The 15717-nt window shown below is 72.9% G+C and carries 13 protein-coding genes; 12 read left to right on the top strand and 1 reads right to left on the bottom strand.

What is annotated here, in order from left to right; genetic code table 11:
• The first annotated feature begins 25 nt into the window (after positions 1-25).
• The 6 genes from ACWEMJ_RS16600 to ACWEMJ_RS16575 all read left to right on the top strand — a co-directional run bounded on the left by ACWEMJ_RS16600 (position 26) and on the right by ACWEMJ_RS16575 (position 7959).
• The gene (locus ACWEMJ_RS16600; RefSeq protein ID WP_402506210.1) at positions 26-784 is read left to right on the top strand and encodes an NUDIX hydrolase; all 759 of its coding nucleotides are present in this window, start codon (positions 26-28) and stop codon (positions 782-784) included.
• 274 nt (positions 785-1058) lie between these two features.
• Positions 1059-2807 (top strand): ATP-binding cassette domain-containing protein, encoded by a 1749-nt coding sequence (locus ACWEMJ_RS16595; protein ID WP_452137758.1) that lies wholly within the window; start codon positions 1059-1061, stop codon positions 2805-2807.
• Between the two features lie 13 nt (positions 2808-2820).
• A complete protein-coding gene (locus tag ACWEMJ_RS16590) occupies positions 2821-3660 on the top strand; it encodes a hypothetical protein (RefSeq protein ID WP_452137757.1) in 840 nt (279 codons plus the stop codon).
• A 286-nt stretch (positions 3661-3946) separates the two neighbouring features.
• A complete protein-coding gene (locus ACWEMJ_RS16585) occupies positions 3947-4819 on the top strand; it encodes a FadR/GntR family transcriptional regulator (RefSeq protein ID WP_452137756.1) in 873 nt (290 codons plus the stop codon).
• Between the two features lie 466 nt (positions 4820-5285).
• A complete protein-coding gene (locus ACWEMJ_RS16580; RefSeq protein ID WP_452137755.1) occupies positions 5286-6911 on the top strand; it encodes an RNA polymerase sigma factor in 1626 nt (541 codons plus the stop codon).
• A gap of 196 nt (positions 6912-7107) precedes the next feature.
• The gene (locus tag ACWEMJ_RS16575; RefSeq protein ID WP_452137754.1) at positions 7108-7959 is read left to right on the top strand and encodes a S1 family peptidase; all 852 of its coding nucleotides are present in this window, start codon (positions 7108-7110) and stop codon (positions 7957-7959) included.
• Between the two features lie 104 nt (positions 7960-8063).
• Here the strand turns inward: ACWEMJ_RS16575 and ACWEMJ_RS16570 are convergent, their stop codons facing one another.
• The gene (locus ACWEMJ_RS16570; RefSeq protein ID WP_452137753.1) at positions 8064-8294 is read right to left on the bottom strand and encodes a DUF7455 domain-containing protein; all 231 of its coding nucleotides are present in this window, start codon (positions 8292-8294) and stop codon (positions 8064-8066) included.
• Positions 8295-8724: 430 nt separating this feature from the next.
• Here ACWEMJ_RS16570 and ACWEMJ_RS16565 point away from each other — a divergent pair, with 430 nt between their 5' ends.
• The 6 genes from ACWEMJ_RS16565 to ACWEMJ_RS16540 all read left to right on the top strand — a co-directional run bounded on the left by ACWEMJ_RS16565 (position 8725) and on the right by ACWEMJ_RS16540 (position 15630).
• The gene (locus ACWEMJ_RS16565; RefSeq protein ID WP_452137792.1) at positions 8725-10875 is read left to right on the top strand and encodes a DNA gyrase/topoisomerase IV subunit B; all 2151 of its coding nucleotides are present in this window, start codon (positions 8725-8727) and stop codon (positions 10873-10875) included.
• Between the two features lie 140 nt (positions 10876-11015).
• Positions 11016-11501: a DUF1453 domain-containing protein gene (locus ACWEMJ_RS16560; protein ID WP_452137752.1), complete on the top strand. Its 486-nt coding sequence runs from the start codon at positions 11016-11018 to the stop codon at positions 11499-11501.
• A gap of 67 nt (positions 11502-11568) precedes the next feature.
• Entirely contained in the window at positions 11569-12729 is a 1161-nt protein-coding gene (locus ACWEMJ_RS16555; protein WP_452137751.1) for a sensor histidine kinase, read from the top strand.
• A gap of 77 nt (positions 12730-12806) precedes the next feature.
• Positions 12807-13487, top strand: coding sequence for a response regulator (locus ACWEMJ_RS16550; RefSeq protein ID WP_452137791.1), 681 nt, complete (start codon positions 12807-12809; stop codon positions 13485-13487).
• 113 nt (positions 13488-13600) lie between these two features.
• A complete protein-coding gene (locus tag ACWEMJ_RS16545; protein ID WP_452137750.1) occupies positions 13601-14026 on the top strand; it encodes a DUF485 domain-containing protein in 426 nt (141 codons plus the stop codon).
• Positions 14023-15630 carry a solute symporter family protein gene (locus ACWEMJ_RS16540; protein WP_452137749.1) on the top strand — a complete coding sequence of 536 codons (1608 nt, stop codon included), beginning with the start codon at positions 14023-14025 and terminating at the stop codon, positions 15628-15630. Before ACWEMJ_RS16545 ends, ACWEMJ_RS16540 begins: the two co-directional genes overlap by 4 nt.
• Positions 15631-15717 lie beyond the last annotated feature (87 nt).

Raw genomic sequence — 15717 nt, 5'->3', positions numbered from 1 at the left:
CAGAGAGACGACTAAGATCGGCGGCATGTCGCGCTATGACCCGTCGGCCTTCCCCCCGTTCGCAGTCACGGTTGACCTGGTGGTGCTGACGGTGCGCGACCATGAGCTGTGCGCCCTGCTGGTGAAGCGCGGCGAGGCGCCGTTCCAGGGCTACTGGGCGCTGCCCGGCGGGTTCGTGCGGCCGGACGAAGGGCTGGCCGAGGCGGCGTCGCGGGAGTTGGCGGAGGAGACCGGGCTGCGGGCACAGTCCGCGCCGGGGCAGGTGCTGGCGGGGCAGAACCCGTTCGGGGCACACCTGGAGCAGCTGGCCACCTACGGGCACCCGCAGCGCGACCCGCGGATGCGCGTGGTGAGCGTCGCGTACCTGGTGCTCGCCCCCGACCTGCCCTCGCCGCGTGCCGGTGGTGACGCGAGCAGCGCCCGGTGGGCGCCGGTCAGCGAACTGTTCGGTGCGGACCGGAACGACGGCGAGCTGCTGGCCTTCGACCACGGGCAGATCCTCGCGGACGGCGTGGAGCGGGCCAGGTCGAAGATCGAGTACTCCTCGCTGGCGACCGCCTTCTGCCCGCCGGAGTTCACCGTCGGCGAGCTGCGCCGGGTGTACGAGGCAGTGTGGGGCGTGGTGCTGGACCCGCGGAACTTTCACCGCAAGGTCACCGGCACCCCCGGCTTCCTGCTGCCCTCCGGCGGCACGACGACCCGCCAGGGCGGCCGTCCCGCCCAGCTGTTCACCGCCGGCGGTGCGACGGTGCTCAACCCGCCGATGCTGCGCCCCGAGGCCTGAGTCCGCAACCCGGGCGGGCGGTGCCCGCGGCCGGCGAGGCGCTGGCGTCGGGCGGGTGCGACGGGCCGGTTCCCTTGTGGCATCAGGAGGGTGACGGTTCGTGAGGAACGCGTCAGTGACGTGCGAGCGCTGTCCCCTGTTCGGGTGAGCTCGGCCCTAACACCGTCCACGATCGATCCGGAATGCCTGGTTTCAACGCTTCCGCGTCCTACTGTGCAGGCTCAGGCCTGGCGGACGAACGCCGGTCTGTCGGCGGGCGAGGGAGCGGGCGGCGATGATCCAGATCACCGGACTGACCAAGACGTATCGGAGGGGCCGGCCCCCGGCGGTGCTGGACCTGACCTTCGATGCCCGTCCAGGGATGATCACCGCGCTGCTGGGGGACGAGGGGGCGGGCAAGTCCACCGCGTTCCGGTTGATGGTGGGGCTCGAACGCGGCCACGGGATCGCCCTGTTCGACGGTCGGACCTACCGGCGGATCCGGCGTCCGGAGCGCGAGATCGGCGTGCTGCTCCCCGTCGGCAGGCCGGAGGCCGGGCACCCCGGTCAGCGGGCCCGGTCGCACCTGCGGATGCTGGCGCGGGCGGTCGGCGTCCCGGCGCGGCGGGCCGACGACCTGCTGGAGCAGGTCCGCCTCGCCCCCGTCGCCGGGCACCGGATCGGCACCTTCTCGCCGGGGATGCACCGCCGACTCGCACTGGCCGCCGCGCTGCTCGGCGACCCGGCGACGCTGCTGCTGGACGCCCCGGCCGAGGGCCTGTCCCCACGCAGCGAGGAGTGGCTGCACGGCTTCCTGCGGTCGTTCGCGCTGACGGGCGGCACCGTGCTGATGTCCACCCGCAGCCCGGAGGAGGCCGCCGGGCTCGCCGACCGGGTGGTCACCCTGGACGCGGGCCGGCTGGCCGCCGACCAGCCGGTGGTGGAGTTCCACCGCACCCGGCTGCACCCCGAAGTCCTGGTCCGGGGCCCGCAGATGGCCCGCCTGGCCGACCTGTTGGTCGCCCAGGGCGCGCAGGTCCGACGGGAGAGCGGCGTCGGTCTCGCGGTGAGCGGCATCGGCCGCACCGAGATCGGTGAACTCGCCTACCGCCACGGCGTCCTGCTGCACGAGCTGGCCGACCGGGTGGTGCAGCGCCCGATCTCGTTCCCGGCCGCACTGCCCGGCGGATCGGGCCACTCCGGCCAGGTGGTGATCCGGACAGCCCGCCAGAAGACCGGCAGCCGGGCCGTCGGCGCGCAGCCCCAGGCCACCCCCGCGGTCGCCCCCGCTGCCCCGAGGCCCGCCCTCGTCGGCCGCCCGGCCACCGGCCCCGACGACGAGCACACCGCCGGGCAGACAGTCGAGCAGGCCCCCGAGCACCGCGCCCCCGAGCAGCGGGCCCCGGAGCGCCGCGCCCTCGACCACCGTGGCCTCCAGGCCGGCCGCTGGGCCGCCGCCGCCCTCGCACCCGACCCGTCGGCCCGGCCCGACCCGTCGCCCCACCCCGTTCCGGCGGCCCCGCCCGCTCCGCCGACCCTCCCCGTTCCGGCGGTCCCGGCGTCCGCGGTCGAGGCACCCGCCGTCGACCTCACCCGGCGGACGGCCCGCGGTTCCTCCGCGCTCCGCCGGTCGTACGTCGAGCGGGACTTCGCCGCCGGCCACCCGGTTCACCACGGCGAGCCCGTACCCGCGTCCGCCGCGGCGGAGCCCACCGCGCTCGAACTCACCGCGCCCGCGCCAACCCCCGTCGCCGCCGGTCCGATGGCGCTCGACGCCGAGCAGCTGGCGGCCAATCCGACCGACGCGGAGCTGCTGACTCCCGCCCGGATCACGGGAGTCGGCCACTCGCCCGCCCCGCCCCCCGGACCGGCGCAGGCCCCGGGGCAAGACCCGGAGCACGCCCGGGAGCAGGGCCACGCGCAGGTGCGTCTCCGGCCCGTCCACGCAACGGAGTTGCGTTCGGCGGAGCGGGCGCAGGCGCGGGAGAGCGGGGCGAGTGCGGTGCGCAGGCGCGCTGTCGGCGACGAGAACGGGAGTGAGTGAGACCGTGCGGTTGGTGGCTTGTGAGGTGCGTCGGCTGCGCGGGGTGCGCTCCACGTGGGTGGTGGTCGCGGCGGCGCTGCTGGTGAACGCGGCGCTGGCGGCGGTGTCGGCCCGGCGGTTCCCGGCAGGGGAGTTGGCGGTGCCGGGCGCGGTGCGTGCGATGACGGGGGTGGTCCCGTGGCTGCCGCTCCCGCTGACCGCGCTGGCGGCGGCGGTGCTCGGCGCGCTGGTGTACAGCAACGAGATGCGCTGGCCGGGCCTGGCCGCGTCCCGGGTCAACCTGGTCCGCCGGTACGGCGCGTTGACCGCGAAGTCGGTGGCGGTCGGCGCGGTGGCGGTCCTGCTGGCGGTGCTGACGCTCGCGGTGAACGCCGCGGTGCTCCGGTTCGCACTGCCCGCCTCGGTGGACGCCTCGACGGTGTTCGCCGCTCCGCGCGCGGCGGAGCTGACGGCGCTTCCGGGCCTGGCGCCCGCCCCGGCGGCGGGGCCGTTCGCGGCGGGCGGGATCGGCCGGGTGCTTCCCGCGTACCTGGCGCTGACGGCGGCCGGCGGCTGGGCCGGTCTGCTGCTGGCGGCGCTGGTGCGCAGCGCCGTCGTGGGCGTGCTGCTGACCTGTGCGACCCCCGCCCTGCTGGAGCCCACCGCCGGTCTGCTGCTGCACCGCTTCGGCCGTGACTGGCCGCTCTGGGTAAGGGAGTTGCTGCCCTTCCAGTACGCCCTGAACCTGGTGCGCGACACGGCCGACCGGGCGGCGGCGGCGCTGGACGGAGTGGTGGTCGCGGCCCTGCTCGCCCCGGCCGCCGTGCTGGTGCTGGCCGTGCTGCTGGTCCAGCTCCGCCGCCGGACCCTGTAATGACGCCCTCCGCTGTACCGTCCGGGGCCCGCCCGCCAGAGCGGAACTGACGGCCGGTCGGGAGAGCGGGCCCGCGGACGGTACGGCGAGACGCGGTTCCGGAACGCCCTCCGAAACGGAGGGCGGAAACGCAGGACGGAGCGTCAGCCGAATTCGAGCCCGGATGACCGATATGGGCATTTCCTCCTGATAAGAAGTCAATTATCCAGACACGGTCGATCACCCTTTCGTGTGCTTTTCAGGAGAATGCTCAAGACGGTCCCGCCGATCGCCGACAAAGGATGGCGTGAGTACCCTTGCGCACCCCACCGTGACCGCCGCTCGCCAGGCCGAGTCGATCTCCGCCTCCGAGCTGGACCGTTTCCCGTACGCCGACCGCCCGATGCCGCCCGCTCCCCGCTGGGAGGGGGCCGAGCACGAACTCGCCCGGGCCGGTCGGAAGACCACCAGCAGCCGCGGCCGCGGACTGCACGGCCAGCTGGTCCAGCAGCTCGGCCAGATGATCGTCTCCGGCGACCTGGGCGCCGACCGCCCGCTGGTGCCGGAGGAGATCGGCCAGCGCTTCGAGGTCTCCCGCACCGTGGTGCGGGAGTCGCTCCGGGTGCTGGAGGCCAAGGGCCTGGTCTCCGCCCGGCCGAACGTCGGCACCCGGGTCCGCCCGGTCAGCGACTGGAACCTGCTGGACCCCGACATCATCGAGTGGCGCGCGTTCGGGCCGCAGCGCGACGAGCAGCGCCGGGAGCTGTTCGAGCTGCGCTGGGCGATCGAGCCGCTGGCCGCCCGTCTCGCCGCCGGCCACGGCCGGGAGGACGTCCAGCACCGGCTGGTCGAGCTGACCGAGATCATGAACCAGGCCGGCGGCCAGGGCGACCTGGTCAGCTACGCCCGGGCCGACGCCGAGCTGCACGGCCTGGTGCTGCAGATGGCGGGGAACCGGATGCTGGAGCACCTGTCCGGGATCGTGGCCGGCGCGCTCCAGGTGTCCGGCGGCGCCGGCACCACCTGCGAGCGCCCGTCGGAGTCGGCGGTCGGCCTGCACACCCGGCTGGTCGACGCGCTCGGTGCCGGCGACGGCACCGCCGCCGAGGCCGCCGTCCGCGCGCTGCTGACCGTCCACCCGGACGTCGAGCACGCCGTGCCGGCCCCGCGCGAGCACTGAGCGGTCCGGTCGAGTCCGGTCGATTCCGGCCCCGCCCGTCCCGGAACGGATGGCCCTTCTGCTGCTCCACCCGCAGCCGGGGGGCCATCGGCGTGTCGCGTCCCACACCGTTGTCCGCGCCACACCGCACCGCACCCCACCGCATCGCCGCCGCAGAGCCGCAGGCCGTGGCGCGAACGGGCCGGGGCGGGGAGGGAGGGCCTCGGCGGGGCGCTCGCCGATAGGCCGCCCGGGGCAGCCCGTACCGGCCGCCGGGTGGTGTGACGGGCGCCACGACGGGCATGCGTAACACTTGAGTGGCGGCAGCGATGTGTACGGAGCGGAAGCAGCTCCGGAATACCACCACAAGCCAGATGGCTGTGTTGGTGCGCGGCGCTGCTGCCGTCCTGCAGACCCCGGTCACCGTCCACCCACCCGAGCAACTCGGGCGGTCGGTGGCGGGATCGTCCACTCATCGTCCGAGAGGTTGTTCGTGTCGGCCAGCACATCCCGTTCGCTTCCCCCCGAGATCGCCGAGTCCGCGGCACTGCTGGCGCTCATCGAGCGGGGCAAGGCCCAGGGGCAGATCGCCGGTGACGACGTGCGCCACGCGTTCGAGGCGGACCAGATCCCGGTCACCAAGTGGAAGAACGTCATGCGCAGCCTCAACCAGGTGCTGATTGAGGAGGGGGTGGAGCTCATGGTCAGCGCGGCCGAGCCGGCCGGCGCCAAGCGCAAGAGCGTTGCGGCCAAGAGCGCCACCAAGCGCACCGCGACCAAGGCGGTCACCACCCGCACGCCGGTCGCCCAGACCAAGCCCCCGGTGCGGATCGCCCCCAACGCGACCGTGTCCCCGTCGGTGGCCGTGGCCGCCGCCGTGACGACCAGTGAGGTCACCGTCGTCGAGACCATCGGTCTCGCCGAGGCCCGCTCGGTCGCCAAGAAGGCTGCCCCGGCGAAGAAGGCGGTGGCCAAGAAGGCCGCCGCTCCCGCGAAGAAGACCGCCGCCAAGAAGACCGCCGCGGCCGGCAAGGCCGGCGCCAAGGGCGACGAGGACATGATCGGCGAGGAGGAGCTCCTCGAGGACGTGGCCCTGCCCGGCGACGGCAAGGAGGAGGGTCCCGAGGAGGAGTCGGACCAGGGCTTCGTGCTCTCCGACGACGACGAGGACGACGCTCCGGCCCAGCAGGTCGCCGTGGCCGGCGCCACCGCCGACCCGGTCAAGGACTACCTGAAGCAGATCGGCAAGGTCCCGCTGCTCAACGCCGAGCAGGAGGTCGAGCTCGCCAAGCGGATCGAGGCCGGCCTGTTCGCCGAGGACAAGCTGAGCCAGGCCGACAAGCTCGCCCCGAAGCTCAAGCGCGAGCTGGAGATCATCGCCGAGGACGGCCGCCGCGCCAAGAACCACCTGCTGGAGGCCAACCTCCGCCTGGTGGTCTCGCTGGCCAAGCGCTACACCGGCCGCGGCATGCTGTTCCTGGACCTGATCCAGGAGGGCAACCTCGGTCTGATCCGCGCGGTCGAGAAGTTCGACTACACCAAGGGCTACAAGTTCTCCACCTACGCGACCTGGTGGATCCGGCAGGCGATCACCCGCGCCATGGCCGACCAGGCCCGCACCATCCGCATTCCGGTGCACATGGTCGAGGTCATCAACAAGCTCGCCCGCGTGCAGCGCCAGATGCTCCAGGACCTGGGCCGCGAGCCCACCCCGGAGGAGCTGGCCAAGGAACTCGACATGACCCCGGAGAAGGTCATCGAGGTCCAGAAGTACGGCCGCGAGCCGATCTCGCTGCACACCCCGCTCGGCGAGGACGGCGACAGCGAGTTCGGTGACCTGATCGAGGACTCCGAGGCGGTCGTCCCGGCCGACGCGGTCTCCTTCACCCTGCTCCAGGAGCAGCTGCACTCGGTGCTGGACACCCTCTCCGAGCGCGAGGCGGGCGTGGTCTCGATGCGCTTCGGTCTGACCGACGGTCAGCCGAAGACGCTGGACGAGATCGGCAAGGTCTACGGCGTGACGCGTGAGCGCATCCGCCAGATCGAGTCGAAGACCATGTCGAAGCTGCGCCACCCGTCGCGTTCCCAGGTGCTGCGCGACTACCTGGACTGATCCTCCGTCGGTCAGAGCCATCTGGACGGGCCCCTCCGCCACCGGCGGAGGGGCCCGTTCGCATGTCCGGGGGTCCCCCGATGGGGTGGTTTGGGCGTGCGGACATCGAACGCTGGGTGAGTGCGTGACTACGCTGGGCAGGTTGTCGCTCTTCGCCCCGTGCATCCCGTCTGCATGCCGAACCCCTGGAGGACCGGTGCCCGTCCTGGAACCGCCCGCGCCCCGGCGCCGCCGCCGGGCGGTCGCGCTCGTCGCCGCGGCGGCCCTGCCCGTTCCGCTGGTCGCGCTGACTGCGGCCGCCCCGGCCTCCGCGCAGCGGCGGATCGTCGGGGGGACGAGCGCCAGCACCGGCGACCATCCGTGGATGGTGGCGCTGGCCAGCCGTTCGCAGTTCGGCTCGGCCCGCTCCGGGCAGTTCTGCGGCGGCGCGCTGGTGACGCCGACCAAGGTGGTGACGGCCGCGCACTGCTTCTACGACGAGACCACCGGCCGGCCGACCCAGCGGCCGGGGCTGCGGGTGATCGTCGGGCGGGACGACCTGCGGGGCACCGCGGGGCGGGAGGTGGCGGTCGACCGGGTGTGGATCGAGCCCGCCTACAACTTCGCCGCGAACTCGCGGGACGTGGCGGTGCTCACGCTGGCCGAGCCGCAGAACGACCGGCAGCTGCTGGAGCTGGTGGGCCCGGGTGAGAGCCGGCCGTACGCGGCGGGCACCCCGGCGACGGTGTTCGGCTGGGGGGACACCCGGGGCAACGGCAGCTACTCGAACACGCTGCGGCAGGTGACGGTGCCGATCGTCCCGGACGCGGTCTGCGCCGACGCCTACCCGGGCGGGCGGGACAGCGCCTACGACGCGCGCAGCATGGTGTGCGCGGGGGAGCAGCGCGGCGGCAAGGACGCCTGCCAGGGCGACAGCGGCGGGCCGCTGGTGGTGGGCGGGCGGCTGGCCGGCCTGGTGTCCTGGGGGGCCGGCTGCGCGGAGGCCGAGCACCCGGGGGTGTACACCCGGATCTCGGCGGTCGCGGAGTCCGTCCAGAACGCGCTGTGACATGCCCGGCACGAGCTGTGGCGGCCGGGCGAACGCCACGGCCGGGCGGCCTGCCCCGGAGGGAGGCCGCCCGGCCGTTCAGGCAGCTCGGGAGAGCGGGAGCGTCAGCGCTCGCCCTCGGACGCCGTCGCCGAGGTGCCGGAGAGGCGCTCGCTCTCGTCGTGTATCTCCACGGCGATCTTCTTGAGCTCGGGCTCGAACTTACGCCCGTGGTGGGCGCAGAACAGCAGCTCTCCGCCGCTGGAAAGGACGACGCGCAGGTAGGCCTGAGCGCCGCAACGGTCGCAGCGGTCTGCCGCGGTGAGCGGGCTCGCAGGGGTCAGAACAGTAGTCACGTCGCCTCTTCTCTAGCTCGACGAGCTGTGTACCAGGATCAACATCCAACCAGGTCGAATTCGTTCCCGCTCGTGGCTTTTCTCTTTGAGGATTCTGCTGTCTCGTTGATGAAGGGCGTGCCCCGGGCACCGGTGGTTCATGCGTACCGATTCCGATGGTCCGCCAATCACCTCGAACGCCCGATCGGGCCGGGGTGCGAGGTCCGCGTAGCATAATCCTCCGCTGGGTTGGAGCATAAGCCCCGTCCCGGACCCCGTTTGACCGCATCACAGCAGCTCCGCCGCCCTCTCCGGCCGCCCCGGTCCGCCAGGACCTGTGGTGTCGGCAGGAGATGGCAGGGTGAGGGCCGCGTCCGCGGTGGGAGTCGTGTTCGCGCAGCGCGTACAAGGCGTGCGGGCCTCGGCGGCCGAAGTCTCAGTTGCTGAGAGCATGCGGGGTGTCCGTCAACATCATGGAGGAGTGCAGAGCGTGAGTGGAGAAAAGACCGTCCCGTCCTCTCTGGTGACCGGTGAGGGCGGGTCCGACTACACCGCGCGGCATCTGCTCGTCCTCGAAGGTCTTGAGGCGGTCCGGAAGCGGCCGGGCATGTACATCGGGTCGACGGACAGTCGCGGCCTGATGCACTGCCTGTGGGAGATCATCGACAACTCGGTGGACGAGGCCCTCGGCGGGTTCTGCGACCGGATCGACGTGCTGCTGCGCCAGGACGGCTCGGTCGAGGTGCGGGACAACGGCCGCGGCATTCCGGTGGACGTGGAGCCCAAGACCGGCCTGTCCGGCGTCGAGGTGGTGATGACCAAGCTGCACGCGGGCGGCAAGTTCGGCGGCGGCTCGTACGCGGCCTCCGGCGGTCTGCACGGCGTCGGCGCCTCGGTGGTGAACGCGCTGTCCGCCCGGCTCGACATGGAGGTGGACCGCGACGGCGCCACCCACTCGATCAGCTTCCGGCGCGGCACCCCCGGCAGCTTCGACGGGGACGGCCCGGACGCGGCGTTCACGCCCGGCAGCGGCATGGCCAAGAAGGGCAGGTTCGCCAAGACCCGCACCGGCACCCGGACGCGCTTCTGGGCGGACCGGCAGATCTTCCTCAAGGACGCCAAGCTCTCGCTGGAGCTGCTGCACGCCCGGGCCCGGCAGACCGCCTTCCTGGTGCCCGGCCTGACCATCGTGGTGCGTGACGAGCGGCTGACGGAGAGCGAGCAGGTCCAGGAGGAGACCTTCCGATTCGACGGCGGCATCAGCGAGTTCTGCGAGTTCCTCGCCCCCGACCGCCCGGTCTCCGACGTGCTGCGGCTGCGCGGCGAGGGCACCTTCAAGGAGACCGTCCCGGTGCTCGACGAGCTCGGGCACATGACCCCCACCGAGGTCACCCGCGAGCTCGGGGTGGACATCGCGCTGCGCTGGGGCGCCGGTTACGACACCACGCTGCGCTCCTTCGTCAACATCATCTCCACCCCCAAGGGCGGCACCCACGTCAACGGCTTCGAGCGGCAGCTCGCCAAGACCGTCAACGAGGCGCTGCGGGCCGCCAAGTTGCTGCGGGTCGCCGAGGACGACATCACCAAGGACGACGCGCTGGAGGGCCTGACCGCGGTGGTCACCGTCCGGCTCGCCGAGCCGCAGTTCGAGGGGCAGACCAAGGAGGTGCTGGGCACCTCGGCGGCCAACCGGATCGTGGCGGCCGTGGTGGCCAAGGAGTTGAAGGCCTTCCTCACCTCCGCCAAGAAGGACGAGAAGCTCCAGGCGCGGGCCGTGCTGGAGAAGGTCGCGGCCGCCGCCCGCACCCGGGTCGCGGCCCGGCAGCACAAGGAGACCCAGCGCCGGAAGACCGCGCTGGAGACCTCCTCGCTGCCCGCCAAGCTGGCCGACTGCCGCAGCGACGACGTGGACCGCAGCGAACTGTTCATCGTCGAGGGCGACTCGGCGCTGGGCACCGCCAAGCTGGCCCGCAACTCCGAGTTCCAGGCGCTGCTGCCGATCCGCGGCAAGATCCTGAACGTCCAGAAGGCCTCGGTGAGCGACATGCTCAAGAACGCCGAGTGCGCGGCGATCATCCAGGTCATAGGAGCAGGCTCCGGCCGCACCTTCGACATCGACCAGGCCCGCTACGGCAAGGTCATCTTCATGGCCGACGCCGACGTCGACGGCTCGCACATCCGCACCCTGCTGCTCACGCTGTTCCACCGCTACATGCGGCCGATGGTCGAGCAGGGCCGGGTGTTCGCCGCGGTGCCGCCGCTGCACCGGATCGAGCTGACCAACCCCAAGCGCGGCCAGGAGAAGTACCACTACACCTACTCGGACGCCGAACTGCGGCGCACCCTGCTGCAGTTCCAGGGCAAGGGGCTGCGCTGGAAGGACCCGATCCAGCGCTACAAGGGCCTCGGCGAGATGGACGCCGACCAGCTGGCGGAGACCACCATGGACCCGCGGCACCGGATCCTGCGCCGGATCAACCTGGGCGACCTGGAGTCCGCGGAGAAGACCTTCGACCTGCTGATGGGCAACGACGTCGCGCCGCGGCGGGAGTTCATCGTGGACTCGGCGGCCACCCTGGACCGCTCGCGCATCGACGCCTGAGCAAGCCGCGCGCAAGGGCTCTCCACCCACGGGTGGAGAGCCCTTTCCGTCTGCGGTTCCACCCCGGCTCCGAGGATCCGGCGGGCCGTTCTCCGTAGCGTTTGCGGTGTCGAGAAGAACCCGCCCAGGAGGCACCGGAAATGACCGCCCTGTCCAACGTCCTGATCGCCGTCGCCGTGATCGTCCTGGTGGTGGGCCGGCAACTGCAGGCCCGCCGGCTGGACACCGAGCGCCGGTTCTGGCTGCTGCCGCTGATCCTCGCCGCCGTGGCGCTGCGCGACCCGGTGCTGATCGACCCGGACCACAAGCTCGCCGCCGCGCTGATCGTGGGCGGCTCGCTGGTCACCACGCTGGGCATGGGCTGTGCCTGGGGCTGGACCATGCGGATCTGGCGCGACCAGGAGGGCGGGCTGTGGACCAAGGGCTCCACCGCCACCGTGTTCGCCTGGGTCGGCGCGATCCTGATCCGGATCGGCTGGTACGGCGTCGGCGCCGCGCTGCACGTCCACCAGTCCACCAGCGTGCTGATGCTGTCGCTCGGCCTGCTGCTGCTGGTCCGCTCGGTGACCGTCGCCTGGCGGGCCCGCCACCTGGACGACCAGCACAAGCACACCCTGGCCGCCTGACAAACCCCCCGTGCCGCCGACCCCCCAACGGGTGTCGGCGGCACCGGCATTGAGAGAGGATCATCCGGTGAGCACCCTGGAACGCTGGACCCGCTGGCCGGCCGGAGACGTCCCGATCCGGGAGCGCCACTCACGGGCCAGGACGGTGCTGTCGTTCTTCGGCCGGTTCGCGGGTCTGACCGCCGTGGTGTTCGGCACCTTCACCGAGCAGCACTACACGGGCTGGCGGGTGCTGCCCCCGGTCGGCTGGATCGTCGCCGCCGCCGCGCTGTTCACCGGCTGGTACTTCGCCTGCCGGGCGCAGCGGCTGTGGCCCGCGCTGGCCTGCGCCGCCGGCCTGGTGACGGTCGGCGCGCTGGCCCAGGAGGGCGGGGCGAAGACCCTGGCGTCGGTGATCTGGTGCGGCCTCGCGGTGCTCGCGGTGATCCGGCTGCCGCTGGCCTTCGGGCTGTTCACCGCCGCTGCGGCGCTGGGCGGTTACAGCCTGGGCTCGGGCGACTCGGTGCTGGTGATGCTGGCCGTCGCGGGTGGTCTCGGGCTGCTCGGCTACCTGCTGCGGCTGGACGGCCAGGCCCGCTCGGCGCAGCGTGCGCTGCTGGCCCAGGAGCGGGCCGCGCAGGTGGCGCGGGCGGAGTCGGCGGCGCTGGCCGAACGGGCCAGGATCGCCCGGGAGATCCACGACGTGCTGGCGCACAGCCTGTCCGCGCAGCTGGTGCACCTGGAGGCGGCCCGGCTGATGCTGGACGCCGGCGCCGAGCGGGCCGAGGTGCGCGAACGGGTGGTCGCCGCCCGGCGGATGGCGCAGGACGGGCTGGCCGAGACCCGGCAGGCGCTGTCCGCGCTGCGCGGCGAGTTCGCGCCGGTCGCCGAGTTCGTGGCCGAGCTGGCCGCCCAGTCCGGGGCGGAGCTGACGGTGGACGGGGTGCCCAGGCCGGTGCCCGCGGAGGCCGGGCTGGCGGTGCGCCGCACCGCGCAGGAGGCGCTGACCAACGCCCGCAAGCACGCGCCGGGCGGCCGGGTGGACGTCCGGCTCGGCTACCTGGACGGCGCGGTGGAGCTGACGGTGCGCAACTCCGGTGCGCCGCGCGGTGCGGACCCGCTGCTGGGCGACAGCGGGAGCGGGTACGGTCTGCTCGGGATGCGCGAACGCGCTGAGTTGCTCGGCGGCGAACTGCTGGCGGGCCCCGAGGACGGAGGGTGGCGCGTGCTGCTGCGGGTGCCGGCGTGACGGGTGCGGAGACGACGGGCGGGCCGATCCGGGTGGTGGTCGCCGACGACCAGACCGTGGTCCGCGAGGGCATCGTGATGCTGCTCGGCCTGCTGCCGGGCATCACGGTGGTCGGGTCGGCGGCGGACGGCGAGGAGGCGCTGCGGCTGGTCGCCGAACACGCCCCCGACGTGGTGCTGATGGACCTGCGGATGCCGCGCTGCGACGGGGTGGAGGCCACCCGGCGGGTCCGCGCCGAGCACCCCGGCACCGAGGTGGTGGTGCTCACCACGTACGCCGACGACGACTCGCTGTTCTCGGCGCTGCAGGCCGGGGCGCGCGGCTTCCTGACCAAGGACGCCGGCGCGGAGGAGATCGCCCGCGCGGTGGCGGACGTCCGCTCGGGCGCGGCCGGGCTCTCCCCGCAGGTCCAACTGCGGCTGCTGGAGCGGCTGTCGGGCGCACCGGGCGGCACCGGGCCGGCGCAGCCCGGAGCGGCACCGCGGCCCGCGGCGGCCCCGAAGCCCGAGGCGGCCCCGAAGCCCGAGGCGGGCCGGCCCGGCCGTGCGGCGCTGCCCGACGGGTTGACCCAGCGGGAGGCCGAGGTGCTGTCGTTGATCGCGTCCGGACTGTCCAACGCGGAGATCGCCGAGAGGTTGTTCGTCAGCCCCGCAACGGTGAAAACCCATATCAACAACCTTTTCGCGAAGACGGCGGTCCGGGACCGCGCGCAAGCCGTCGCATACGCCTTCAAGCATGGAATTTCGGACGGTTGGTGAACGTACCGCCCTTTCCTGGGCTTGGTTGAACGTATCTTCACGGGTTTCCTTGTGTGGTTTGTGACGCTCCATCATGGTTCGGTCGTAGTGGCCGGAATGATGAGGTGTCGGCAGTGGCGCAGCAGGAGAGAGTCGACTGGTGGGCCGGGGCCGCCGCCCCCCAACCACGGGTGGTGGCGCCGCGGCGCAGCGTGGAGGCGGACGAGGAACCACCGGAGGACCGGGTGGGGGGAGCGGTCTACCGGAGTGTTCAGGACAGCGAGGCCTTCCAGGAGATCCGGCGGGGCTACCGCGCCTTCGTGTTCCCGGCCTGCGCCGGGTTCCTGGCCTGGTACCTGCTGTTCGTGACGGCCGAGGCGATCATGCCCGACCTGCTGGGCCGCCGGATCGCCGGGCCGCTGAACGTGGCCTGGGCGCTCGGCCTCGGCCAGTTCGCCTCGACCTTCCTGCTCACCTGGCTCTACGCCCGTAATGCCCGCACCAAGCGCGATCGAGCCGCCCTCGAACTGCGCTGGGACACCCAGGACCAGCTGCGATGACCGCTCACCACCCCAACCACGGCATGGCCGTGGCCCTGTTCGCCGTCGTCGTCGCGGTGACGCTGACCATCACGGTCTGGGTCGGCCGCCGCGGCCACGCCGCCGAGGACTTCTTCGCCGGCGGCCGGGACTTCTCCCCGCTGCAGAACGGCTTCGCGCTGTCCGGCGACTACCTGTCGGCCGCCTCCTTCCTGGGCGTGACCGGGCTGATCGCGCTGTACGGGTACGACGGCGTGCTGTACAGCATCGGCTTCCTGGTCGCCTGGCTGGTCGTGCTGATGCTGGTCTCCGAGCTGGTCCGCAACGCCGGCCGGTACACGCTGGCCGACGTGCTGGCGCTGCGGATGCGGCAGCGGCCGGTGCGGGCCGCGGCCGGCCTGTCGTCCATGGTCGTCACGCTGATGTACCTGATCGCGCAGATGGTCGGTGCGGGCAGCCTGGTCGCGCTGCTGCTGGGCACCGACAGCGGGGCCGCCAAGGCGTGGACCATCATCGGGGTCGGCGCACTGATGATCGTCTACGTGACGGTCGGCGGGATGCGCGCCACCACCTGGATCCAGATCGTCAAGGCGTTCCTGCTGGTGGGCGGCTCGGTGCTGCTCACGGTGCTGGTGGTGGCCCGGTTCCACGGCGACCTGGGCGCGCTGATGGAGACCGCCGCGCGGCGCAGCGGCGCGGGCGAGAAGTACCTGCGGCCCGGGCTCAACTACGGCTCCGGCACCATCAACCGGCTGGACTTCGTCAGCCTCGGCCTGGCGCTGGTGCTGGGCACCGGCGGCCTGCCGCACATCCTCAGCCGGTTCTACACGGTGCCCACCGCGCGGGCCGCCCGGCGCTCCACGATGTGGGCGATCGGACTGATCGGCTCCTTCTACCTGATGGCGATCGTGCTGGGCCTCGGGGCCGGCGCGGTGGTCGGCGGGCACGACCTGCGGGCGTCCAACGCGGCCGGCAACACGGCCGTTCCGCTGCTCGCGCTGGACCTCGGCGGCGGTGACGGCTCGACCTGGGGCCTGCTGCTGTTCGCGGTGATCTCGGCGATCGCGTTCGCCACCATCCTGGCGGTGGTCGCCGGGCTGACGCTGGCCTCCTCCGCGGCCTTCGCCCACGACCTGTACGCCCGGGCGTGGCGGCGGGAGGGCAGCCGGCCGGTGTCCGAGCGCGAGGAGGTGGTCGCGGCCCGGGTCTCCGCCGTGGTGATCGGCGGACTGGCGATCGTGCTCAGCCTGTTCGCGCAGCGCCTGAACGTGGCCTTCCTGGTCGGCCTGGCGTTCGCGGTGGCCGCCTCGGCGAACCTGCCGACGCTGCTGTACTCGCTGTTCTGGAAGCGCTTCTCCACCAGGGGCGCGGTCTGGTCGGTGTACGGCGGCCTGGTGCCGGCGGTGGTGCTGGTGCTGTTCTCGCCGGTCGTCTCCGGGACGAAGACCTCGGTGCTGCCCACCATGGACTTCCACTGGTTCCCGCTGGAGAACCCGGGGCTGGTCTCCATTCCGCTGGGCTTCCTGGCCGGCTGGCTGGGCACCCTGCTGGACCGCGAGCCGGCCGACGAGGACGGCTACGCCGAGCTGGAGGTCCGCGCCCTGACCGGCGCCGGCGCCGCCTGACGGCGGCCAGGGGGAGCTCGCGGCGGACCACGGTCAGGTCGGCGCCCCACACGTCGCGCAGCACGCGCTCCAGGTACGGGGGGGAGT

This window comes from Kitasatospora sp. NPDC004531, from assembly GCF_053602195.1.
Note: the sequence above shows the minus strand (reverse complement) of the source record. Positions and strands in the feature narration are given on the sequence as shown.